This is a genomic window from Paraconexibacter antarcticus, assembly GCF_024220175.1.
GTDB lineage: Bacteria > Actinomycetota > Thermoleophilia > Solirubrobacterales > Solirubrobacteraceae > Paraconexibacter > Paraconexibacter antarcticus.
Genome location: NZ_CP098502.1, coordinates 1,825,429 through 1,847,744, shown reverse-complemented (window position 1 = coordinate 1,847,744; position 22,316 = coordinate 1,825,429). Strand labels below are relative to the sequence as shown.

Annotated in this window: 19 protein-coding genes; 6 read left to right on the top strand and 13 right to left on the bottom strand. The window is 73.2% G+C overall.

The window, feature by feature from the left end; genetic code table 11:
* Positions 1-19 precede the first annotated feature (19 nt).
* From NBH00_RS09100 to NBH00_RS09090, 3 genes are all read right to left on the bottom strand, one after another.
* Positions 20-784, bottom strand: coding sequence for a DeoR/GlpR family DNA-binding transcription regulator (locus NBH00_RS09100; RefSeq protein WP_254573021.1), 765 nt, complete (start codon positions 782-784; stop codon positions 20-22).
* Between the two features lie 174 nt (positions 785-958).
* Positions 959-3,331: a S8 family serine peptidase gene (locus NBH00_RS09095; RefSeq protein ID WP_254573020.1), complete on the bottom strand. Its 2,373-nt coding sequence runs from the start codon at positions 3,329-3,331 to the stop codon at positions 959-961.
* Positions 3,332-3,452: 121 nt separating this feature from the next.
* Positions 3,453-4,133 (bottom strand): TIGR00266 family protein, encoded by a 681-nt coding sequence (locus NBH00_RS09090; protein ID WP_254573019.1) that lies wholly within the window; start codon positions 4,131-4,133, stop codon positions 3,453-3,455.
* Positions 4,134-4,259: 126 nt separating this feature from the next.
* Between NBH00_RS09090 and NBH00_RS09085 the strand changes: the two genes are divergently transcribed.
* Positions 4,260-4,700: a hypothetical protein gene (locus tag NBH00_RS09085; protein ID WP_254573018.1), complete on the top strand. Its 441-nt coding sequence runs from the start codon at positions 4,260-4,262 to the stop codon at positions 4,698-4,700.
* A gap of 35 nt (positions 4,701-4,735) precedes the next feature.
* On the opposite strand, the gene NBH00_RS09080 is transcribed toward NBH00_RS09085, so the two are convergent.
* From NBH00_RS09080 to NBH00_RS09070, 3 genes are read right to left on the bottom strand one after another with little or no spacing between them, the layout of a single operon-like run.
* Entirely contained in the window at positions 4,736-5,920 is a 1,185-nt protein-coding gene (locus tag NBH00_RS09080; protein ID WP_254573017.1) for a low temperature requirement protein A, read from the bottom strand.
* Positions 5,917-7,629 carry a hypothetical protein gene (locus tag NBH00_RS09075; RefSeq protein ID WP_254573016.1) on the bottom strand — a complete coding sequence of 571 codons (1,713 nt, stop codon included), beginning with the start codon at positions 7,627-7,629 and terminating at the stop codon, positions 5,917-5,919. Before NBH00_RS09075 ends, NBH00_RS09080 begins: the two co-directional genes overlap by 4 nt.
* An 11-nt stretch (positions 7,630-7,640) precedes the next feature.
* Positions 7,641-8,039 (bottom strand): hypothetical protein, encoded by a 399-nt coding sequence (locus tag NBH00_RS09070; RefSeq protein WP_254573015.1) that lies wholly within the window; start codon positions 8,037-8,039, stop codon positions 7,641-7,643.
* A gap of 191 nt (positions 8,040-8,230) precedes the next feature.
* On the opposite strand from NBH00_RS09070, the gene NBH00_RS09065 reads away from it, so the two are divergent.
* Complete coding sequence (locus NBH00_RS09065; RefSeq protein WP_254573014.1) at positions 8,231-8,419, top strand: hypothetical protein; 189 nt, start codon at positions 8,231-8,233, stop codon at positions 8,417-8,419.
* Between the two features lie 111 nt (positions 8,420-8,530).
* Here NBH00_RS09065 and NBH00_RS09060 read toward each other — a convergent pair whose 3' ends face one another.
* The gene (locus NBH00_RS09060) at positions 8,531-10,036 is read right to left on the bottom strand and encodes a flavin-containing monooxygenase (RefSeq protein WP_254573013.1); all 1,506 of its coding nucleotides are present in this window, start codon (positions 10,034-10,036) and stop codon (positions 8,531-8,533) included.
* Positions 10,037-10,472: 436 nt separating this feature from the next.
* Here NBH00_RS09060 and NBH00_RS09055 point away from each other — a divergent pair, with 436 nt between their 5' ends.
* Positions 10,473-12,212, top strand: a complete 1,740-nt coding sequence (locus NBH00_RS09055; RefSeq protein WP_254573012.1) for a CocE/NonD family hydrolase — start codon at positions 10,473-10,475, stop codon at positions 12,210-12,212.
* Positions 12,213-12,223: 11 nt separating this feature from the next.
* A complete protein-coding gene (locus tag NBH00_RS09050; protein WP_254573011.1) occupies positions 12,224-13,093 on the top strand; it encodes an alpha/beta fold hydrolase in 870 nt (289 codons plus the stop codon).
* 7 nt (positions 13,094-13,100) lie between these two features.
* Here the strand turns inward: NBH00_RS09050 and NBH00_RS09045 are convergent, their stop codons facing one another.
* Positions 13,101-14,336: a saccharopine dehydrogenase family protein gene (locus NBH00_RS09045; protein ID WP_254573010.1), complete on the bottom strand. Its 1,236-nt coding sequence runs from the start codon at positions 14,334-14,336 to the stop codon at positions 13,101-13,103.
* A gap of 60 nt (positions 14,337-14,396) precedes the next feature.
* Here NBH00_RS09045 and NBH00_RS09040 point away from each other — a divergent pair, with 60 nt between their 5' ends.
* Complete coding sequence (locus NBH00_RS09040; protein ID WP_254573009.1) at positions 14,397-15,194, top strand: hypothetical protein; 798 nt, start codon at positions 14,397-14,399, stop codon at positions 15,192-15,194.
* On the opposite strand, the gene NBH00_RS09035 is transcribed toward NBH00_RS09040, so the two are convergent.
* The 5 genes from NBH00_RS09035 to NBH00_RS09015 are packed head-to-tail and all read right to left on the bottom strand — an operon-like array spanning position 15,145 to position 21,042.
* On the bottom strand, positions 15,145-16,233 hold the full coding sequence (locus NBH00_RS09035; RefSeq protein WP_254573008.1) for an ABC transporter ATP-binding protein: 1,089 nt from the start codon (positions 16,231-16,233) through the stop codon (positions 15,145-15,147). The two genes, NBH00_RS09040 and NBH00_RS09035, sit on opposite strands and share 50 nt — an antisense overlap.
* The gene (locus NBH00_RS09030; RefSeq protein WP_254573007.1) at positions 16,230-17,318 is read right to left on the bottom strand and encodes an ABC transporter ATP-binding protein; all 1,089 of its coding nucleotides are present in this window, start codon (positions 17,316-17,318) and stop codon (positions 16,230-16,232) included. Before NBH00_RS09030 ends, NBH00_RS09035 begins: the two co-directional genes overlap by 4 nt.
* A complete protein-coding gene (locus NBH00_RS09025; RefSeq protein WP_254573006.1) occupies positions 17,315-18,259 on the bottom strand; it encodes an ABC transporter permease in 945 nt (314 codons plus the stop codon). Before NBH00_RS09025 ends, NBH00_RS09030 begins: the two co-directional genes overlap by 4 nt.
* 1 nt (position 18,260) lies before the next feature.
* Positions 18,261-19,316 carry an ABC transporter permease gene (locus tag NBH00_RS09020; protein WP_254573005.1) on the bottom strand — a complete coding sequence of 352 codons (1,056 nt, stop codon included), beginning with the start codon at positions 19,314-19,316 and terminating at the stop codon, positions 18,261-18,263.
* A gap of 7 nt (positions 19,317-19,323) precedes the next feature.
* Positions 19,324-21,042 carry an ABC transporter substrate-binding protein gene (locus tag NBH00_RS09015; protein ID WP_254573004.1) on the bottom strand — a complete coding sequence of 573 codons (1,719 nt, stop codon included), beginning with the start codon at positions 21,040-21,042 and terminating at the stop codon, positions 19,324-19,326.
* A 378-nt stretch (positions 21,043-21,420) separates the two neighbouring features.
* On the opposite strand from NBH00_RS09015, the gene NBH00_RS09010 reads away from it, so the two are divergent.
* The gene (locus tag NBH00_RS09010) at positions 21,421-22,290 is read left to right on the top strand and encodes a hypothetical protein (protein ID WP_254573003.1); all 870 of its coding nucleotides are present in this window, start codon (positions 21,421-21,423) and stop codon (positions 22,288-22,290) included.
* The last annotated feature ends 26 nt before the right edge of the window (positions 22,291-22,316 follow it).

Sequence of the window (22,316 nt, the reverse complement as noted above, 5' to 3'; positions counted from 1 at the left end):
CGAACCGTGCAGGTGAGGATCATGCGAGCACCACGCGCGGCCCTGCGGCCTCGAGGGCGGACGCGTCGTCGGGATGGAGGCCGCGGTCGGTGATGAGGACGTCGACGTCGGCGAGGTCGCCGAAGCGGGCGAAGTGGTCGGCGCCCGCCTTCGTGTGGTCGGCGAGGACGACGACGCGGCGGGCGGCGTGGATCATCGCGCGCTTCGCGGCCGCCTCGGCCGTGTCGGGGGTGGTGAGGCCGCGCTCGGCGCTGATGCCGTTCGCGCCCATGAAGGCGACGTCGACGACCATCTCCTCGAGCGTCCGCACGGCCCACGCGTCGACCATCGCGCCGGTGCGGCCGCGGACCCGCCCGCCGACCGACATGACGGTGAGGTTGGGGCGCGACGCGAGCGTCATCGCGATCGGCAGGGCGTTCGTGACGACGGTGAGGGTCGCGGAGGCCGGGAGGATCTCGGCGAGGCGGGCGGTCGTCGTGCCGGCGTCCAGCAGGATGACCCCCTCCCCCTCGGGCAGCTCGGCGAGCGCGGCGGCCGCGATGCGCTCCTTCTCGTCGTTCATCGCAGCGTCGCGGTCGGCGAGGCCGGGCTCGAAGCCGAGGCGCTCCACCGGGATCGCCCCGCCGTGCACGCGGCGCAGGACGCCGTGGCGCACGAGCGAGGTGAGGTCGCGGCGGACGGTCTCCTGCGTGACGTTGAACGTCTCGGCGAGGGTGGCGACGTCGACCCGGCCTTTGGCGCGGGCCTCTTCGACGATGTGGGTTTGGCGCTCTTCGGCGTACATGTTGTTTCCTGCCCGACTTGATGTTGTTTTGTGTTTGTACTCCTGTGGTTGTTTGCGTGTCAAGGGTCGTGTGTGACGCATAACACACACAAGCGGGCCATGAACGACGTTGCGCCCGCCGTCCCCAACCCCGAGGACGACGGGCGCGCGCCCATCCGGGTACGGCAGGGAAGGTCAGCGGCGCGGCGCGGTCCCCTTCACGATCACCGGGGCGCCGGCCCCGGCCGTGGCGGAGGTCCCGGTCCCCGCGGCGGCGACGGGCGCCGTCGGCGCGGACTGCGCGTAGGCGAAGCCCGCGCCGTTGGCCGCGCGGACGACGACCACGAAGCGCGTCCCCGGCGGCGCGCTCTGCGGCGTGTACGTCGTGCCGGTCTGCGGCGTGTAGTAGCAGACGTTCGAACCAGGGGCGCAGGAGGCCCAGGAGATCGTCGTGCCGATCGTCGGCGCGCCGTACCACGTGCCCGCGGATGCCGTGAGCGTGAGGCCCGCGCCGGGCGTCCCGCTGATGACGGGCGGTGCCGTCGGGACCGGCGGGCCGGTCACCGGCGCCGTCACGATGGCCGTCGGGGCCGAGGTCGCGACCGCGCTGCCCCGGCTGTTCGCCGCGGTGATGCGGCTGCGCAGCATGAGCCCGATGTCCGCCGTGCCGACGGGGTAGGTCCCGCCGCGGGCGCCGCTGATCTCCGTGCAGCCCGTCAGGACGGTGCTCGCGCAGCGCAGCCACTGGACGGTGACCGTGATCGGGCCGCTGCCGCTCCAGGTGCCGGCGCTCGTCGCCATGACGCCGCCCACTCGCAGCGTGCCCGTGAGCGCGGGCGCCGTCACGCTCGCCGGCGCGGCGAGCGGCGCGGGCACGAGGGCGGTCGTGACGGATGCCGCGCTCGTCGTGCCCTTCGCGTTCGTCGCGGTGACGAGGGCGCGCAGCGCCTTGCCGGCGTCGGCCGCCTGCGGCGCGTACGTCGCCGCGGTCGCGCCGGTGATCGCCGTGCACGAGGTGGCGGCGGTGCTCGTGCAGCGCTGCCACTGGGTCGCGGTCGCGATCGGGGCGCTGCCGGTCCACGTGCCGGTCGTCGCCGGGAGCGTGCCGCCCACGGTGCCGCTGCCGCTCAGCGCCGGCCTGACCGTGTTCGCCGGGGCCACGAGCGGGGCCGGGGCCGGCGCCGGCGCCGGCGCCGGCGCTGGCGCCGGCGCCGGCGTCGTCCCGCCGGCCGGGAAGGTCGCCCAGGCGAGCGGGCCGTAGTAGCGCGTGCCGCTCGGCCGGGCCGGGTCGCCCGCGAAGCCGCTCGACGGGGCGGCCGCCAGGTGGTCGGCGGCCGCCTGCCGGAGGATCTGGATGACCTGCGCCGGCGTCCTCCCGGCGCACGGACCCGGCGTCGTCCCCTGCCCCTCGCAGAGCGCGACGAGGCCGGCGACGTGCGGCGAGGCCATGCTCGTGCCGGACATCGTCGCGTAGCCGCCGGGGTAGGTCGAGCGGATGCACGAGCCCGGCGCCGCGATCGTGTGGGCGGTGTCGGCGGCGCGCGTCGCGTAGTTCGAGTAGCTCGCGGCGGTGTCGTCGCCGTTCGCGATGCAGCTCAGCGACCCGCCGAGCCCGCCGGGGAGCCCGTCGCTGTCGGAGACCGCGGTGACGGTGAGGACCTCCGGGTAGGCCGCCGGGGTGAAGTTCTGCTCGTCGGCGCCCGAGTTGCCGGCGGCGACGACGAAGGTGACGCCCGCGGCGGTCGCGTTGCAGATCGCGATGTGCAGCGCGTCGCCGGTCGTCCGGCCGCAGTTGTCGGTCGAGACGCCGTAGCCGCCGAGGGACATGTTCGCGACGGTGATGTCGTTGCTCGGGTCGGCGTCGGTCCGCGTCGACGTGACCCAGTCGATGCCGCAGATGACGCCGGAGGTGAGGCCCGAGCCGCTCGCGTCCAGCACCCGGACGGACCACAGCTTCGTGCCCGGGGCGACGCCGACCGCGCCGGTGCCGTTGTTCTTCGCGGCGATCGTGCCCGCGACGTGGGTGCCGTGGCCGTTCTGGTCGTTCGTGTCCCCCGCGACGCAGCTCTTGCCCGCGACGGCGTTGAGGTCCGGGTGGGTGAGGTTGATGCCGGTGTCGATGACCGCGACGTTCACCGGGCTCGCCTGCGACACCGTCTGGTCGACGGCGGCGCCGGTGCGGCGCACACCGGTCGGGATGTTGTCCCCCGTGAGGATCGGGACGAGGCCGGTCGCCTTCACCGGCTTGTCCGGGGTGACGAAGGCGACCCGCGGGTCGTCGCGCAGGTCGGCGACGTCGTGGGCGTCGAGCTTCGCCGAGAAGCCCTGCACGACCCCCGTGAACGTGTGCGTGGCGGTGACGTCCTCCTCGCGCTGCAGGCGCGCGTTCGTCGCGTTCGTCGCGGCCTTCGTGGACCGGTCGAGCACGACGATGTAGGGCCGCGGGGCGGCGGCCGCGGTGGCGGCCGGCGCCGCGGCGGCGGCGCCAAGCGTGGTGGCGATGAGCAGCGGCAGCGCGAAAGCGGCCCGCAGCGCCCTCCATGGGCGGGGGAGTGTCGTCCGTGACATGCCGGGAGCATCGGTGGCGGGCGCCCCTCAGCCGACCCGCTCAAGCCCCCGTGGACGCGTGGCCGCGGGCCGCTCCCCAGATTTCGGGCCATCGGGTGGCCGCGTGATCGGCGGCGCGCGCTCAGGTGCGGCTGAAGGGGAGCTGCCCCGTGAGCCAGGTGACGAGCTCGTGCGGGTTGCGGCTCTGGACGATGACCTCGCCGGGGCCCATGACGTCGTAGACGATGCCCTCGCCCGACTTCGCCGACTGCATGAGCCCGCCGGCGGACGCGCGGCGCGCCTGCATCTGGACGGTGTCCGAGTAGGACACGAGGTGGCCGGAGTCGACGGTGATGCCCTCGCCCGCGGCGAGCGTGAGCCGGTCCAGCGCGCCGTAGCAGGAGCCGACGAGCGTGCCGGTCCCGGTGACGTGGACGAGGAACCCGCCCTCGCCGCCCGCGAGGTTCCCGAAGCCGCCCCACTTCGTGTCGAGCTCGAGCCCGTCCGAGGAGGCGAGGAACGACCCGCGCGTGAGGATGTAGGCGCCGTCGACCTCGACGGTGAAGGCGTCACCCGGCAGGCGCGGCGCGACGTCGACCCAGCCGCCGCCGTCGGGCGCGGTGTAGGTCGAGACGAACAGCGACTCGCCACCGAGCACGCTGCGCTTGAGCGACTTCATCAGCCCGCCCTGCAGCTTCGCCTCCAGGCTCATGCCCGCCGAGTGGGCGGCCATCGCCCCGGCCTCGACCCGGGCCCTCTCACCCCCGGACAGCTCGAGACGCGCGACGGCGAAGGACGGGTCGTGACGGATGGCGACGTTCATGAGAGGAAGCTTATCCGCGCCTCCGGGCGCCGGCGCGGACGGATGGATGACGTTTGAGTGCCAAGTCTGCGGGCATCCATCACACCTGAACGGAGTCGTACGCCCCCCACGGAGAGAAGGTCGCACATGGTCGCTGTCATCATCGTCGTCGCCGTCGTACTCGTCGTCGCGCTGGGGGTGATGGTCCTCCTCCCCCGCCTGCGGGCCCAGCAGGAGGCCCGCCGCCACGAGGCGGAGCTGAAGCACCAGCGTGAGGAGCTCGCCCGTGGTCACCGCATGGCCGCCGACGAGGACCGCGCGCAGGCCGCCGCCGCCCTGACCCAGGCCGAGCAGCAGCGCGCCCGCGCCGAGCACCGTGCCGCCGAGGCCGAGCGGGAGGCCGCGCAGGCGAACCTCGCCGAGAAGGAGGCCCGCGTCGCCGAGGCCCGCGCCCGCGCTCACACCGACGTCGCCGACCGCCACGAGCACGGCCTCGCCGACGAGGAGCTGCCGGAGGCGAGCCCGCGCTTCACCCGCGGCGGCGAGCGCACCGACGCCCCCGAGACCGGCCCCGCCCACCGCAGCTGAGCGGGCCCGGCCCCGCCCGCCACGGCCGAGCGAGGTCAGTGGCGGGCGAGGTCGCGGCGCAGGCGGGAGCGCAGCTCCGAGAAGCGCACGGCCTCGTAGACGATCAGCCCGATGAGGACGGCGGCCACGAAGCCGACGGTCGCCGCCGCCGGGATCCGGTGGCCCGCCGGGACGAACGCGACGAGCACCGCCGCCGCGACCACCCGGTGGGAGCTGAAGCGCCCGACGTTCCGCAGGCGGAACGCGACGTGGGCGAGGAGGTAGACCGCACCGCCACCGAGCAGCGCGGTGACCGGCACGAGCCCGAGGTCGTCGCCGACGTGGCTGAGCGTCTTCTTCAGCCCGAGCGCGATGAGGACGATGCCCGCGATCATCGGGAAGTGCAGGTAGGAGAACGAGTCGCGGGCGATCGCGTTGCGCTCGCGGCCGGGCGCCGCGTGGTGGAGCCGGCGCTCGGCGACGAGCGCGACGATGTCGAAGTACAGCCACCACAGCGAGGCGACGACCGCCATCCCGAGGACGGAGGCGAGGACCACGCCGGCGTCGATCTCGAGGCCGTCCGCCCCGACCCCGATCGCGACGATCGACTCGCCGAGGGCGATGATGATCATGCCCGAGTGGCGCTCGGCGAAGTGCCCGGGGACGAGCTGCCAGCCCTCCGTCCCGAAGAAGAACGGGCCGCCGGCGTCGAGCACGAGCGCCGCCGCCCACAGCGCGTCCTGCAGCGTGCCGTCGGTCGCGGAGGCCGCGAAGATGAGCCCGACGCCGATCGCCGTGCTGACCGCCAGGCCGGTGACCGACCGGCGCAGCGCCGGGTCCTCCCGGCTCGCGAGGACGAAGAGGACGATGTGCATCCCGCGGACGAACGCGTAGCCGACGGCGAAGAGCAGGCCGTCCTCGTCGAACGCGCGCGGGATGCAGAGCGCGACGAGCAGCAGCGCCGCCATCGCGGTGAACATCGCGATCCGGACGAGGCCCTCCTCCGGGTCGATGACGCTCGTGAGCCAGGCGTACCCGACCCAAGCCCACCAGACGACCCCGAGGATGAGCAGCCCCTTCGCCAGGCCCTGCCACGTCGGCTCCTTCGCCATGAGCGCCGTGCACTGCGTCAGCGCGAGGACGACGACGAGATCGAAGAAGAGCTCGAGCGACTTGACGCTCGCGTCCTCCGAGCGGAACGTCGTCGTGACCTGCGCGGCGCGGTGGCCGGGCGTGCTCACCGCCGGACGGCGACCGAGACGACCCGGCTGCGCACCGTCTTCCTCGTGCGTGGGTCCTTCCACGTGAGTCGCACGAAGCCGCTGTGGGCGAGCGTGATGCGGGTCTGCACGACCCCGCGGCCGTAGAGCGTCCGGACCCGCTTCACGGTGCGGAACCCGCCGCCCCGTCGCTTGAACTGGATCTGCGCGAGCTGCGGGCGCCCGATGAGCGACGCGGGCCGCACGAGGCCCCAGACGAGCACGCGGCGGCCGCGCGCGACCGTCCGCACCGGGAGGTTCAGCGCCAGCTCGTAGGCGGCGAAGGACGGCTTCCGGCGGCCGCTGAGGTACTGCAGCCCGGTCTGGAACGTCGCGCCGTAGCCGGCGGTCACGCCGTTGCGCCCGGGGCGCGGGGCGTCGTCGATGAGCAGGAACTGCGTGAGCGTTCGGACGCTCGGGTTCGTCGACGCGATGTACTGCGCCTGGTTGAGGTACGACGCCTGCCGGCCCGGGGACACGCCGAGCGGGTTCGGCGGGTCCGTGTTGTAGCCGAACTCCGTGAGGTACAGGGGGAGCCCGTTCGCGCGGCCGTAGATCGTGAAGATGTCCCGCAGGGCGAGGGTCAGCCGCGGGAGGTTCGCGATCGTCACGTAGTCCGGGTCGGTCGGGCGCCTGGTCGGCGGCGCGGTGAGCTCGTACGGGTGGTGCGCGTACCCGGTCGCGGCGAAGAGGCCGGGGTGTGCGTCCGCGAAGGCGGCGGTGCCGGCGTCGTCGGTGGGGCAGTCGCGCATCGCGGCCTCGGCCCCCCGCAGCGGGTGCATCTGGTCGTCGAGGCAGTAGAGCTGCCGGATGAAGCGCATCGGCTTGATCGCCCGCGTCGTGTCCTGGAGGTTCAGGCCCTTCGGCGCGGTCTCGCCGATGAGGAAGGTGTCGGAGCCGTGGTTCGTCGCCTGCAGGCCGCGCCAGGCGGCGTCGACGAGGCCGCGGTACAGGTGCGGTGCCGCCTCGATGTAGCCGGGCGCGCCGTCGGGGCGGACGATCCACTGCGGGGTGAGCCAGCCGGGCTGGTTCGGCTCGTTCCAGATCGAGAAGTAGCTCACGCGCGGCACCGGGCCGTCGGCGAGGACCGGCGGCTGGGGCTCCTTCGGCGGGCAGGTGCTCGACAGCTCGCAGAGCGCCGGGCGGGGCGGCTGCGGGTAGCTGCCACCGGGCGCCCCGAACGTGCCGCTGTAGCGGTTGCCGACGGCCCGGACGAACTGCTCGAACTCGGCCGGGTCGGGCTGGAAGGTGTTCGCGATGTCCGCGCGGGGCGAGTCGCCGGTCGCCCACAGCGGCGCGGGCGAGGTGATGTCGAAGTTCACCGCGATGCCGCGCGCGGTCGCGAGGCGGACGAGCTGGTCGTAGCGGTCCCACGCGTGCGCGGGGTACGCGGATGGGTTCGCGGCGTCGAACACCGGGCGCGTCTGCGAGTCGGACTTCGGCGCCACCGTCGCCCAGAAGACGGAGACCCGCACGCGGTCGACCCCGAGGGTGACGAGCCGGTCGAGCGCCTTCGCCGTGCCCTGCGGCGTGTTGAAGATCAGCGTGTTGTCGTCCTGGAGCATCGACTCCTGGTTCACGGCCGCGGGCGCGGCCGCGGGGACCGCGGTCGCGGCGGCGGCCGTGAGGAGCGCGGCGGACAGGAACGTGCGCAGCGCCCGGGGGCGCCGGAGGGGACGGCTCGGGGTCATCGACGGGGCGCTCAGTACCCGGGCGTGCAGGCCTGCTGCGCGGCGGGCTTGTCCGTCGCGAGCCTGTCCTCGGCCTTCGCGAGCTTCGCGTTCGCCGCCTTGAGCGACCGGCGGGCCGCGGTGAGCCTCCGGTTCGCCGCGGTGAGCCTGCGCTTGTGCGCGGCCGTCGGCGAGCGCTTCGCGGTGGCCTTCGCCTTCCTGACGGCGGTCTTCGCCCGTTTGACGGCGGTGGTCGCGTGCTTCACCGCGGTCCTGTCCGCCTTGATCGCGGCCTGGTCCTTCGTGACCTGCTTCGTCGCGGCGGTGCAGACGGCAGGGTCGACGGCCTGCGCGGCGGCCTCTGCGGTGATGGTGGCGCCGGTGCCGGCGATGGCGGCGATCGCCAGGCCCGTGCGGATGAACGTCCTCATGCTGCCTCCCGTGGCATCGATGTAGCGACCGATCCTAACCGGCGGTCGTCCTCCCGGCCGCACACCCCGTTCCGGCCCGCCGCGACCTGAACAGACGTTCGCCTCGGTGACCCCTGTCACACACGTACGTGCGTTCGTGCCGCACCATGGATGTCGAGCGAGAGGCTCCGTCCTTCCGAGAAAGGCACACCATGGACACCATCACCGCCAGCCCCACCCTGAGCATCACCCGCGACCGCGGGATCTACACGATCCACGCGCTCGACCTCGATGGCCTCAAGCCGGTCGGCACGTACAAGAGCGCGTCCGCCGCGTGGGCCGCGATCGACCAGCTCGACATGCCGTCGTACGGCGAGGTCGAGACGGCGCTCGCCGCCTGAGCACCCCGGCCGCGCCCCGCGCGCGGCCGCCCAGCTTCCACCGCCGGCGCCCGGGTCCTCCCGAGGCGCCGGTCGCGTCCGAGGGACCGTCGGCGCGCCCCGGCCGCCGCGTCAGGCGGCGGCCCGCTCACGGGGCGCCGTGGCGCGCCCGGAGGGCCCGAACTCGAGCGTCCCGTCCTCGAGCTCGCCGCGGCGCAGCACGCGCAGGTCCCGCAGGTAGTTCTGGTAGAGCTTCCACGGCGCGACCTCGCCCTGCTTCGGGAAGCGGTCGAGCGCACGCTGCACGTAGCCCGAGGCGAAGTTCAGGAACGGCTCGGTCGCCGGCGCCGCCTCGCGATAGCGCGGGACGCAGACCGCGTGGCCCCCCGCGGCCATGTGGTTCAGCAGGCGGCAGACGAACGCCGAGGCGAGGTCGGCCTTGAGCGTCCACGACGCGTTGGTGTACCCGAGCACGAACGCGAAGTTCGGCACGTCGGAGAGCATGAGCCCGCGATAGGTCACCGTGTCGGGAAGCGACACCTCCTCCCCGTCGACGACGAGCTCCGCGCCGCCGAACGCGACGAGGTCGAGGCCCGTGGCGGTGACGATGACGTCGGCCTCGAGCTCCCGCCCGGAGACGAGCCGGATGCCCGTCGGCGTGAAGGTCTCGATGCGGTCGGTGACGACCTCGGCGCGGCCGGAGCGGAGCGCGCGGAAGAGGTCACCGTCGGGGACGAGGCACAGGCGCTGGTCCCACGGGTCGTACGAGGGCCGGAAGTGGGTGTCGACGTCGTAGCCCTCGGGCAGCTGCCGGGTGACCATCCGTCGGATCGCGGCCTTCACGATCGCCGGCCGGCGCTGGCTCAGCTGGTACTGACCCATCGTGAGCAGGACGTTCTTCCAGCGGGTGACCGCGTAGGCGGCCTTCTCGGGCAGGACCCTGCGGAGCCCCATCGCGATCGGATCGACGGCCGGCAGCGTCACGACGTAGCTCGGGGACCGCTGGAGCATCGTGACGTGGGCGGCGTCCGGGGCCATCGCCGGGACGAGCGTCACGGCGGTGGCGCCGCTGCCGATGACGACGACGCGCTTGCCGGTGTGGTCGAAGCCCTCGGGCCAGTGCTGCGGGTGGATGAGCGTCCCGCCGAAGTCGGCCGCCCCGGGGAACTCCGGGGTGTAGCCCTCGTCGTAGCGGTAGTAGCCGCTGCAGGAGAAGAGGAAGCTGCTCGTCAGCTCGACGCGCTCGCCCGTGTCCGTGCGCTCGGCCTCGACCGTCCAGCGGGCGTCGGCGGTCGACCAGGAGGCGCGCACGACGCGATGGCCGAAGCGGATGTGACGGTCGACGCCCGTCTCCTCGGCGGCCTCGCGGACGTAGGCGAGGATCGAGGGCCCGTCCGCGATCGCCTTCGCCGCCTTCCACGGCTTGAAGCGATAGCCCAGCGTGTACATGTCCGAGTCCGAGCGGATGCCGGGGTAGCGGAAGAGGTCCCACGTGCCGCCGATGGCGTCGCGCGCCTCGAGGATCGCGAAGCTCCGCCCGGGCGACTCGGCCTGCAGGTGCCGGGCCGCACCGATACCGGAGAGGCCGGCCCCGACGATGAGGACGTCGACGTGGGCAGGGGCGGCGGACTGCGTCATCCGCCCATTGTGCGCCATCGGCGCGCGGGACGTGGCGGGCCGGCGCCGCTAGAAGAGCCAGCCGGTCCAGTCGCACGGGCGGCGGGGGACCGGCGGTGAGGGGGTGCCGAGCGTCCCGCGGCCGGGCGACGCCGCCGCCCGGTGGCGGCGTCCCCCGTGCCGAACCCGGCGGCGGCGGCGGCGCGCGCCGCCGCGCGAGGCGGGCGGAGAGCACGAGGGGCGATCACGATGGCGCTGGGACATCCCGTCCCAGTATGGACGCGCGCCCCCATTGGTCAATGTTCGACGTACTCGTGCTGACTGAAAGGCCGATTATCGGCGCATAAGCACCCAAGGGCGAGTCCGACGAGAACTTGAGCCCTCGCGTTCGCCGGGCGACACCCTGACCGGGGCGATCCACGAACGCCGACGTTCGTGATGTGAGAGGCTGGCGCGCATGCACTCGCGCACGGGCCGGGTCCTTCTCGCGGTGACCGCCGCCGTCACGCTGGCCCTCACCGGGGCGCCGCCCGCGCCGGCCGCGACGACGACCGCCCTGCGCTTCACCGCGTCGGACGGCGTGACGCTGCAGACGACGCTCACCGGGGACCGCCCCCGGCCGACGATCGTCGAGTTCAGCCCCTACGGGCGCGGCAGCGGGACGCTCGAACCGGGGCCGGGCTTCAACACGCTGCTCGTGCAGATCCGCGGCACGGGCGACAGCGACGGGCGCTTCGACGCGCTCGGGCCGCGGACGCAGGCGGACGTCGCCGAGGTCCTGCGCTGGGCGTGCGATCAGCCGTGGAGCACCGGCGTGCTCGGCCTCAACGGCTTCTCGGCCAGTGCGATCACGATCTACAACTCGCTGCACCTGCCGCTGCCCTGCGTGAAGGCGGCGGTGCTGAAGTCCGGGACGTACGAGCTCTACCGCGACCTCCTCTCCCCCGGCGGCGTGAGCAACATCGTGCCCGGCGCCGGGGTGCTCGGCCTCATCGGCGCCCCCGCGCTGACCCAGGGCCTCGACCGTCTCGGACGCAACCCCGCGTCGGTCCCGGACACGGCGGGCGGCCTGCTGACGGCGGGCCTCAGCGTCCTCGCCCACCCGCAGCTGGACGGGTGGTGGCGCGAGCGGGGCTTCCGCGGCGACGCGAACCACCTGTCGATCCTCATGATCGACGGGTTCTACGACGTCGAGTCCCGCGGCGCGTTCCAGGCCTACCAGGCGCTGCGCGGCGACGGCGCGCACCTCGTCGTGGTCGGCGCCCACGACGGCGCGCCGACCGGGACCGACGGCGCGGTGGGCGAGAGCCGCGCCTGGCTGCAGCACTACCTCTCGGGCGTCGAGAACGGCGTGGAGTCGCATCCGCGCGTGCAGCTGTGGCTCTCCGAGGGCGACCGCGAGAGCCTGCTCAAGGGGCGCTTCGCGCGCTACGACGCGACGGACTGGCCCGTGCCCGGGACGCGCTGGACCACGCTCCGGCTCGGCCCGGCGCGGAGCGGGACCGCGCACTCGCTGAACGACGGCACGCTGGGCCTCGGCGTCCCCGCCCGCGCGCGGCAGTCCTACCCGGCCCTCCCGTCCTCGCCGCTCGCGAGCGACCCGCCGAACGCGGCGATCGTCGGGGCCGCGGGCCTCAACGCGCTCACCGGCGCCCTGCCGGTGCTGAGCAGCATGACCCTCGCCGAGCCGCTCGGGCTCTCGTACACGACGCGGCCGCTGCGCTCGGACGTCGTGGCGGCCGGGCCCGCGACCCTCGACGTGCGGCTCGCGACCACCGCGCCGCAGACGACGATCTGGGCCGTCGTCTCGGACGTCGGCCCCGACGGCGTCCCGCACGCGGTCGCGAGCGGGCGCCTGAGCAGCGACTACCCGCGGATCGACCGCGCCGCCTCGCTCGTCACGGGTGGCCACGTGGTGCAGCCCTACGGCGTGTACGGGGCCCGGACCCCGGCGCCGATCGGCCACGGCCGGCTCTACCACGTGGAGCTGTGGCCGATCGGCAACCGCTTCGCCGCCGGCCACCGCATCCGCCTGCACCTCCTCGGCGCATCGGCGGCGTCCTTGCCCGGGCTGCCCGCGGTCGACACCGTGACGGTCGGCGGCCGTGACGGCGCCCGGCTGCTGCTGCCCGCGCTGCCCGGCAGTGACCTACGCGCCGCCCTCGGGGGCGGCCGGAGGACGGACGTCCGAAGGTAGGGTGCCGGACGATGAGCGAGCCCGAGCAGCTGACCATCGACGCCAACGGCCTGAGCTTCGGGGCTCTGGCCTGGGGCGACCCCGACGCGCCCCTCGCGCTCCTGGTCCACGGCTACCCCGACACGGCCTGGACCTGGCGCCACCTCGGGCCCCACCTCGCCGAGCGCGGCTGGCGCGCCGTCGCCCCGTTCACCCGCGGCTACGGCCCGACCGACCTCGCCCCGGACGACCGCTACTTCATCGCGGACCTCGCGGAGGACCTGCTCGCCCTCCACACCGCGCTCGGGGGCGACGGGCGCTCGGTACTCGTCGGCCACGACTGGGGTGCCGTCGCGACGTACGGCGTCACCGCCCGGGAGCCGCGGCGCTTCGCGAAGTACGTCGCGCTCTCCATCCCGCCGACGCCGGCGATGCTCAAGCCGTGGACCCGCCGCGCGACGCTCGGCATCGGGGCCCGTCAGCTGCGGCTCAGCTGGTACTTCGTCTACAACCAGCTGCCCGGCTCGGTCGGTGGGCTGGACCGCGTCATCCCGAAGCTCTGGCGCGACTGGTCACCGGGCTTCGACGGCCGTGAGGACGTCGACCGCGCCTTCGCGGCCCTCGACTCCCCCGCCCGCCGCCGCGCCGCCCTGCGCTACTACCGCAACAACCTGCAGCGCGGGCTCAAGGCGACGTTCACGCTGCCCGTCGGCGCGCCCGTCCTCTACCTCCACGGCGCCGACGACGGCTGCATGCAGGCGGAGATCATCGAGCACTTCCCGGACTCGCTCCCGGCGGGCAGCCGCCACGAGGTCGTCCCCGGCCTCGGGCACTTCATGCAGCTCGAGGCCCCGGAGCGCATCAACCCGCTCATCGCCGAGTACCTCGGCACCCCGGCCTGACGCCGGCCTAACGCACGGCGTACGTCTGGCCGGCCGCCTGCAGCCGGTCGACGAGCACGTGGCCCATCGCGGTCGACGGCGTGAGGACGCCGGCGGCGGGCGGCAGCCGGTCCTCGTCGAGCGCGAGGGCGAGCGCGGCCTCCCCGAGCATGACGGCGGTCGCCTTGTAGCCCGGGTCGCCCTTCGCCTCGGCGTCGCAGACGAGGCGGGTGCCGCCCGTCGTCTGCGCGTGGACCTCGATCGCGAAGAAGCCGCGCTCGCGGTCACGCTCGGACGGGCCCTCGCCGGGGTCGGGGAGCACGTGGTCGATGACCTTGCGGGTCGGGCCGAAGGACAGGCCGGCCATCAGCGCGCCGACACCGGCCGCGATGCCGCCCGCGATGACCGGGCCGAGCGGCAGGCCGCCGGTCGCCATGAACTCGCGGTAGCGCAGTCCCCGGCCGTAGGCGTGACCCTGCAGCGCGTTGCTCCGGCGGACGACGCGCGTGTTGATCGTGCCCATGACGAACGGGGCGAGGAAGCCGCCGAGCGCCGGGTCGTGCTCGACGCCCATCGGGTCGCGCTGCGGGCCGAGATCCGGCTCGGCCTCGCGGTCCGGGCTGAGCGCGTACGGATCGAGGAGGATCGCGCGGCTCGTGCGGTCGCGGCGCGCCTCGTCGAGCTGGCCGCGGAGCGAGTCGACGGTGCCGCCGCTCACGCCGCCGCGCACCTTCTTCACGACGTACGTCGTGTCGGTGAGCGTGCCGAGCCCGCGCTCGCGGGCGGCCTCGGCCAGGAGGAAGACGCCGAGGTCGGACGGGATCGAGTCGAAGCCGCAGGTGTGGACGATGCGGGCGCCGGTCGCCTGCGCGCGCTCGTCGTGGTCGTCGATCGCGCGGCGCATGAAGAGAACCTCGCCGGTGAGGTCGGCGTAGTGGGTCCCCGCCTCCGCGCAGGCGGCGACGAGCGGCAGCCCGTAGCGGAGGTACGGCCCGACGGTCGTCGCGACGGCGCGGGTGCTCTGCGCGAGCGCGAGCAGCGCGGCCGGGTCGGCGCTGTCGGCCACGACGATCGGCCAGTCGGCCGCCCGCGGGCCGAGGCCCGACCGCACCGCCTCGAGCTTCGCCCGCGAGCGGCCGCCGAGCGCGATCCGCGCGCCCTCGGGGGCGTGGGCGGCGAGATACTCGGCGGTGAGGCGGCCGACGAAGCCGCTGGCGCCGAAGACGACGACGTCGTGGTCACGACCGGTGCGGGAGACGCTCATGGACGCGACCGTACCGGGTCGATCCGGCCAACCTGCGCCCGCTCGCGGCGTTGACGGGGTATGCGCCACCCCTCCCGTCTGCTGCCCGCGGCCGTCGCCGTCGCCGCGATCGCCGCCTCCGCCCTCCCGGCCTCCGCCTCCGCCTCCGCCGACATGATGGGCGCGGACGACTCGATCGCGACGGCCTTCGGGCCGCTCGTCCCCGGCACCCTCTACAGCGGCGCCTTCCGCAGCGACGCGGACACCGACTACCTCGCCTTCGACGTCGCGAAGGCCGGCGACCCCGTCCACTTCGACGTCGCGAACCTCACGCCGTCGTGCCCGTCGCCCGACGCGAACGGGTGCCCCGTGTACGCGACGCTCATCGATGCCGGCGGTCAGCAGGTCGGCGGCGAGGGCAGCGGCGCGGGCACGGGCGCCGTCACCGTCGACGCGCACACCGACGTCATCGACTGGACCTTCGGCGGCCCCGGCCGCTTCTACGTCGCGATGGACTCCGGCGTCGCCGGGACGAGCTACTCGATCCGCCTGAAGCCGCCCGCCGCCGTCGCGCCCGTCGTCAAGCTCCTCCGGACGACCCTCCTCGCGCACGGCCGCGGGGTGAAGGCGCGCCTCGGCCTCGGCACCCCCCTGCGGTCGGCGAAGCTCACGCTCAAGACCAGGACCGGGGCGATCCTCGGCGTCACGCGGCTCGCCGCCACGCCGGCCGGGACGCGCACCGTCACCGTGCGGCTCAGCGCCACCGGGCTGCGGCGGCTGGCGAAGAAGCGGTCGCTCGCCGTGACCCTCCGCGTCGCGGCGACGCCCGTCAGCGGGACGCCGCTGACGGTGACGAAGGCGCTGCGGCTGCGGCGCTGAGGTTCATCGGGTGGTGGCACGCCGCAAGGTGGCCGCCCCCGAAGTCACGCAGCGGGGGCGCCGTCGTCGCGCACTCGTCGGTCGCCAGCGGGCAGCGGGTGTGGAAGCGGCAGCCCTTCGGCGGATCGATCGGGTTCGGCGGCTCGCCGGTCGCCACCGTCCGTGTCCGAGCCCGGTTACGCCGCGGATCCGGGATCGGGATCGCCGACAGCAGCGCGTCGGTGTACGGGTGGATCGGCCGCGAGTACAGCTCGCTCGCAGGCGAGACCTCCATGAGCTTGCCGAGGTACATCACCGCGATGCGGTCGGAGACGTGGCGGACGACCGAGAGGTCGTGCGCGACGAAGACGTAAGCGAGCCCGAACTCCTGCTGCAGGTCGTCGAGGAGGTTGATGACCTGCGCCTGGATCGAGACGTCGAGCGCCGAGACCGGCTCGTCGAGCATGAGGACCTGCGGCTGGAGCGCAAGCGCACGGGCGATGCCGATCCGCTGCCGCTGGCCGCCCGAGAACTCGTGCGGGAAGCGGTTGACGTGCTCGGGGTTCATCCCGACGCGGGCGAGCAGCTCTCGGGTCTCCCCCGCCACCGCGTCCCGCCCGACGCCCCGCAGGCGCAGCGGCGTGGCGAGGATCTGGCCGACGCGCTTTCGCGGGTTCAGTGAGGCCTGCGGGTCCTGGAAGACCATCTGCAGCTCGCGGCGGACCGGGCCGAGTCGGCGGCGGCCGGCGTGGGTGATGTCCTCGCCGCGGAAGCGGATCTCGCCGCCGGTCGCGTCGGTCAGGCGCGCGAGCGTGCGGATGAGCGTGCTCTTGCCGCAACCCGACTCCCCCACGATGCCGAGCGTCTCGCGGTCGGCGAGCGTGAACGAGACGCCGTCGACGGCGTGCACGACGCCGCGGCTGCGGCCGAAGAGCGCCCCGGAGCGGAGCGGGAAGTGGACCTCGAGGTCGCGGACCTCGAGCACGGGCTCGCCGGCGGCCGGCGCGGTCGCGGGGTGGTCCGGGACCGGAGCGCCCTGGGCGGCGCCGTCCGTTGTCATGCGATCACCGTCCCCTCGGTCCGCAGGCCGATGCGGCCGTCGGTCTCGCGCTGCGCCCGCTTGGTCGCGGGCTCGAGCCAGCAGCGATCGCAGTGCCCGGGCGACCCGGGGCTCCGCGCGACGAGCGGTGGCATCTCGCCGCACCGGTCGAACGCCTCCGGGCAGCGCGGGCGGAAGTGGCAGCCCGCCGGCGTGTTCAGAAGCGACGGCGGGGTCCCGGGGATCGCGGGCAGCCGGACGCCGAGCGGCCCGTCGAGCCGGGGGATCGACCCGAGCAGGCCCCACGTGTACGGGTGCTGCGGGTCGTAGAAGAGCTCGTCGAGCGTGCCCTGCTCGACGATGCGCCCGCCGTACATGACGAGGATGCGGTCGGCGATGTCGGCGACGACGCCGAGGTCGTGCGTGACGAGGATGACGCCGGCGCCGGTCTCGTCGCGGAGGGTGCGCAGCTGCTCGAGGATCTGGGCCTGGACGGTGACGTCGAGCGCCGTCGTGGGCTCGTCGGCGATGAGGAGCTGGGGCGAACAGCTGAGCGCCATCGCGATCATCACCCGCTGGCGCATGCCGCCCGAGAACTCGTGCGGGTAGGAACGCAGCCGCTCTCGCGCGTGCGGGATCCCGACGCGCTCCATGAGCGCGACGGCGCGGTCGAGCGCCGCGGCCTTCGGGATCTTCTCGTGGGCGAGGATCTGCTCCACGATCTGGTCGCCGATCCGGTAGACGGGGTCGAGGGACGTCATCGGGTCCTGGAAGACCATCGCGATCTCGGCGCCGCGGACCCGCCGCAGCTCGTCCGCCGACGCGCCGACGAGCTCGTGGCCCCCGAGCTGGGCGGTCCCGCCGAAGCGCGCGTTCGGGGACCGCGTGAGGCCCATGAGCGTCATCGCGGTCACCGACTTGCCCGAGCCGGACTCGCCGACGATCGCGACGATCTCGCCGCGGCCCACGGTGAACGAGACGTCGCCGACGGCCTGGACGATGCCCTCCTCGGTCGCGAAGGAGACCGACAGGCCGTCGACGACGAGCAGCGGGTCGGTCGCGTCCGCCGCGGCCGGAGCGGCGGCGGGTGCGGGATCGGGCGTCACAGGCGGATCCTCGGGTCGAGCAGGGCGTACACGACGTCGACGACCGCGCTGAGGATGACGACGGCGAAGGCCCCGAGCATCGTGATGACGAGGATCGGCGGGACGTCGAGGCGGGAGATCGACTCGGCCGCGTACTGGCCGATGCCGTGGAGGTTGAAGACGGACTCGGTGAGGATCGCGCCGCCGCCGATCGCGGCGGCGAAGTCGAGCCCGAAGAGCGAGATGATCGGGATCATCGAGTTGCGCAGGACGTGCTTGACGAGCACGCGCCGCTCGGTGAGGCCCTTCGCTCGCGCGGCGCGCACGTAGTCCTCCCCGAGGGTGTCGAGCACGGTCGAGCGGAGCACGCGCGAGTAGACCCCGATGAAGAGGACCGACAGCGCGGTCCAGGGCATGATCAGGTGGGTGAACCACCCCCACGGGTCGTCGGTCAGCTTCACGTACCCACCGAGCGGGAAGAGGTGCCACTTGTAGCCGAGGTAGTAGAGCATCACCGCCCCGAGCAGGAAGACGGGGGTGGAGACGCCGACGAGCGCGAGCACGGTGAGGAAGCGATCGAGCCACCGCCCCGCCGAGATCGCCGACAGCAGCCCGAAGACGATGCCGAAGCCGAGCCAGATGACGGCGGCCCCGGTGACGAGTGAGATCGTCGCGGGCGCGTCCGCCCTCACCTCGTCGAGGACGTTCAGCTGCTGCGTGTACGACGTCACCTTGCCGGTGAGGATGAGCTTCATCGTCTTGCCGTACTGCTCGTAGATCGGCTTGTCGAAGCCCCACTGCTCGCGCACGTCCTGCACCTGCTGCGGGGTGGCAAGGCGGCCGGCGAGCCGCAGCGCCGGATCCCCGTTCGGGATCGCCTGGAAGATGAGGAAGGTCAGGACCGAGATCGCGAAGAGGACAGCGACCACGGACGCGAGGCGGTTGACGACGAAGCGTCCCATCTCAGTGCTCCAGGTGGACGGTGGCCCGCGGGTCGAGCGCGTCGCGCACACCGTCACCGAAGACGTTGATGCCGAGGATCGTCAGGACGAGCATCCCGCCGGGCACGAACGTCAGGTGGATCGCGCTCGGGATGAGGCGGATGCCGTCGCTGATCATCGTTCCCCACGACGGGTTCGGGTCCTGGACGCCGGCGCCGAGGTAGGAGAGCGCGGCCTCCAGGAGGATCGCGTTCGCGACGATGAGCGGGACGAAGACGATGATCGTCGAGAGGAGGTTCGGCAGGACCTCCGAGACGAGGATGCGCGCGTGCGAGAGGCCCTGCGCGCGGGCGGCGTCGATGAACTCCTTCTCGCGCAGGCTCAGCGTCTGCCCGCGCAGCGGCTTGGCGACGTACGGGACGTAGACCACCCCGATGATGACCGCGGGGACCATCAGTGAGTTGCCGTGCAGCTGGAAGAGCCCGAGATTGAGCCCGCCGACCGCGATCGTCACCCCCAGCGCGACGCCGAGCAGGACGGCCGGATAGGCCCAGATGAGGTCGAGGACCCGGGCGAGGACGGCGTCGGTGAAGCCGCGGAAGTAGCCGGCGGCGGCGCCCATGAGCGTCGCGAGGATCATCGTGATGAGCGTCGCCACGCCCGCGACCTCGAGCGAGTTGCGCCCGCCGTAGAGCAGCCGCACCGCGACGTCGCGGCCGTTCGCGTCCGCCCCGAGGAAGAAGCGGCCGTGCCACGTCGGGCCGATCGGGATGCCGTCGGTCGAGACGACGTCGGTGAGCTTCCCGCCGACCTTCACCTGGTCGGTGATGTGGTTCTCGGTCGGGCCGGTGTGCGCGATGTGGTGCGCGTACACCGGCGCGAGCAGGCAGAGCACGACCATGAGCACGAAGATCGCGCCGAAGACGAGCGCGACGCGGTTGCGCTTCAGCCGCAGCCACGCGAGCCGGTAGGGCCCGATGCCCGCGGTCCCGGCATCCGCGTCCGCCTGGAGGGCGGACGGGATGCCGGCCGTGAACTCGGTGCCGGCGGCGCCTCGGGCCGCGGGGTTCGCCGACACGGTCCTGCTACCCCCCGACCGACCAGCTGGTCCAGTCGTTGCCGTACACGGGGCTGACGATCGCCGACTTGTAGTCGATCTTCGTGGACATGAACTTCGGGATGACGAGGTAGCCGTAGTTCGCGAAGTACGCCTTCTGCTCGACGTACTTGTCGAGGGCGGCCCAGCGCGGGGCGGCCTTGGCGAGATCCGCGGCCGGCACCTTGTTCAGGTAGGCGAGCTCGCTCTGGATGTGCGGGTCCTTCACCTGACTGAAGTTCTGGTTGTTCGTCTGCTGGATCGAGTTCTTGTCGAGCAGCAGGTAGAAGTCGGACGGGTTCGGGAAGTCCTGGTTCCAGTCGGCGAAGCCGGTCTGGGGGTCGGACTTCAGGTTGCCGATCGTCGGGAAGTACGCGGCGTCGGCGATGAGCTTCGTCGTCGCCTTGAAGCCGAGCTGGTTCAGGACGCTCGTGTAGTAGTCGATGTACTCCTTGCGCGGGGAGCGGTTCTGCCCCCACACCGTGACCTTCGCGCCGAACTCGCCGGACTTCTTCAGGAGCGCGCGGGCCTTCGCGAGGTCGGGCTTGGCGTTCGGGTCGCCGGCCGACGGGCAGGGGCCGTCCGGGTGGCCCTGCATGCCCGGCGGAAGGAAGAAGCAGCCGGGCTGCAGCGTGCCCGAGGAGAGCCGCGAGATCGCGCGCCGGTCGATCGCCATGTCAACGGCCTGCCGCGCCATCTGGTTGTTGAACGGCTTGGTCTGCGTGTTCATGAAGAAGTAGTACGTCGAGACCGCGGGCACCTGGCTGAAGCGGTCGGACGCCTGGTTCTTCGCCTGGGCGAGGAGGGACGGGGGCAGCGTGTCGAAGTTGTCGAACACGTCCGCGGAGTTGTTGAGCACCTGCTCGGCCTCGAGCTGCGTGTTGGAGACGATCTTGACGTTGACCGTGACCTTCGCCGCCGGGATGCCCGGGATGTTCATCTTCGCCCACTGCGGATTCGGGACCGCGGTGAACGACCGGTTCGGGACGACGTCCTTGATCATGTATGGCCCGACGCCGGGCGGCGGGTCGTTCGAGAGGTTCTTCACGGCGGTACCGCTCGGGACGAGTCCGGCGGCGGGAAAGGCGAGGACGTTGAGGAACGCTCCGTACGGCTGCTTGAGCGTGATCGTGATCCTGCCGGTGGCGTCGTCCGCCTTGATGCCGGAGATCGTCTTGCTCTGCTTCTTGTCGAAGGCGTCGGCGCCCTTGATGTTGCCGGTGAAGAACGACTTGCCGCCCCAGTTCAGGCGGATGCTCCGCTCGATCGTCGACGTGAAGTCCTTCGCCTTGACCGGCGTGCCGTCGGAGAACACGAGCCCCTTGCGGAGGGTCATCGTGTACGTCTTGCCGTCGCTCGAGATCTTCGGCAGCGCGTCGGCGAGGCCGGGGATGACCTGCGTGCCGGCGGTGCCGTCGGCGTGCGCATAGGTGTAGAGGCCCGTGTACGTGATCCAGTGCGGCTCGGCGCCCTGGGTCGTATAGGCCTCGCCCGGATCGAGGTAGTCGGGGGCGGTGCCGAACAGGGCGGTGACGCTGCCACCGGGCTTGCCGGTCGCGGCGGGGGTTCCGGAGGACGTGGTGCCGGCGGTGGTGCCCGCGGCGGTCGAGGTCGAGGACGACGAACCGGACCCGCAGGCGGTGAGCCCCAGGGTCAGGCCGGCCGCTGCGACGGCAGCGGCGGTGAGGACGTGCGGACGTGCGGACAAGTCGAGAGGCTCCTTCGGAGGTCGGCGATCGGGGTGCGGAGCTGGCCGGACGGCGGCGGAGTGTCGTTGGTCCGGTGACCAGACCTTCCAATCCTTATCCGGAGATAAACGCGCCGACAAGGCCTACGCGCACGGCACCGACTGAACAAATCGAGGGGCGGTGCCGCTTTTCGGCGATTCTCCCGAGACACAACCGTTCGTATGAGAACGTGCTCGGCGGCCGGCGGTGCGCAGGGTGAGCGGCGACTCATCGCGCGATCGATGAGGATCTCCTTCGTTTCGGGAACATCGGTCGAGCCGCCGTGATCTTCGCGCGCCCATGGTGTCTCCTGGCTGAAGCGGCGTCCCACCTGCCGCCCGAACCGACCGGAAAGCCCCATGCGCAAAACCCTCATCACCGCCGCGACCGCCCTCGTCGCGACCTCCGCCCTCGCCGGCACCGCGTCCGCGGCGACCGTCAAGGGCATCGTCGTCCACACGAGCCGGCACGCCCACTCGTTCGTCGTCGCCGGCCCGGCCGGCCGGCTCACTGCCGTCCACACCACCCGCCACCTGAAGGCCGGCCGCGGGGTTACCGTCCACGGGCGCACGCTCGCCAACGGGACGTTCGGCGCGAGCAGCGTGCGCCTCGGCTCCCGGCTCACCCGCGCCCGCGTCCATGGCGTGGTGACCTTCGCCGACCGGGCCCACCGGCAGTTCGTCGTCTCCGCCCGCGGCGTGTCGCTCGTCGTCACCGCGGCCCGCCACCGCGCGTCGGCTGCGTCGGACCCGGTGCCGCCGGTCGGCACGACCGTCACCGCGACGACGACGATCGACGACCAGGGTGACCTCCAGGCGCAGAAGGTCCAGGAGGACGGGCAGGACACCGGCACGACGGATCTCGAGGGTCAGGTCCTCGCGGTCGACCCGGTGGCGCGCACGCTGAGCCTCAGCGCCGACGACGACGGCGAGATCACCGGGGCGGCGATCACCGTCGACCTCCCGGCGACGTTCGACATCACGCAGTACCACGTGGGTGACGAGCTCGAGCTCGTCGTCACCCCGAACGGGGACGGCACCTACACGGCGGTCGGCGACTCGCAGGACGGGAACGCGCAGCAGGCCGACGACCAGGGCGACGACCAGGGCGACAACGGCGACAACGGCGAGGACGGCTCGGGGTCCCGGACCGGGGCCGCGCCCGGCGTCGCCCGTCCGTCCGGCGACGCCTCCCAGGGCTCCGGCTCGGACGGGGGCGGCGACGACTGACGCACCGCGACCGGCGGCGGCACTAC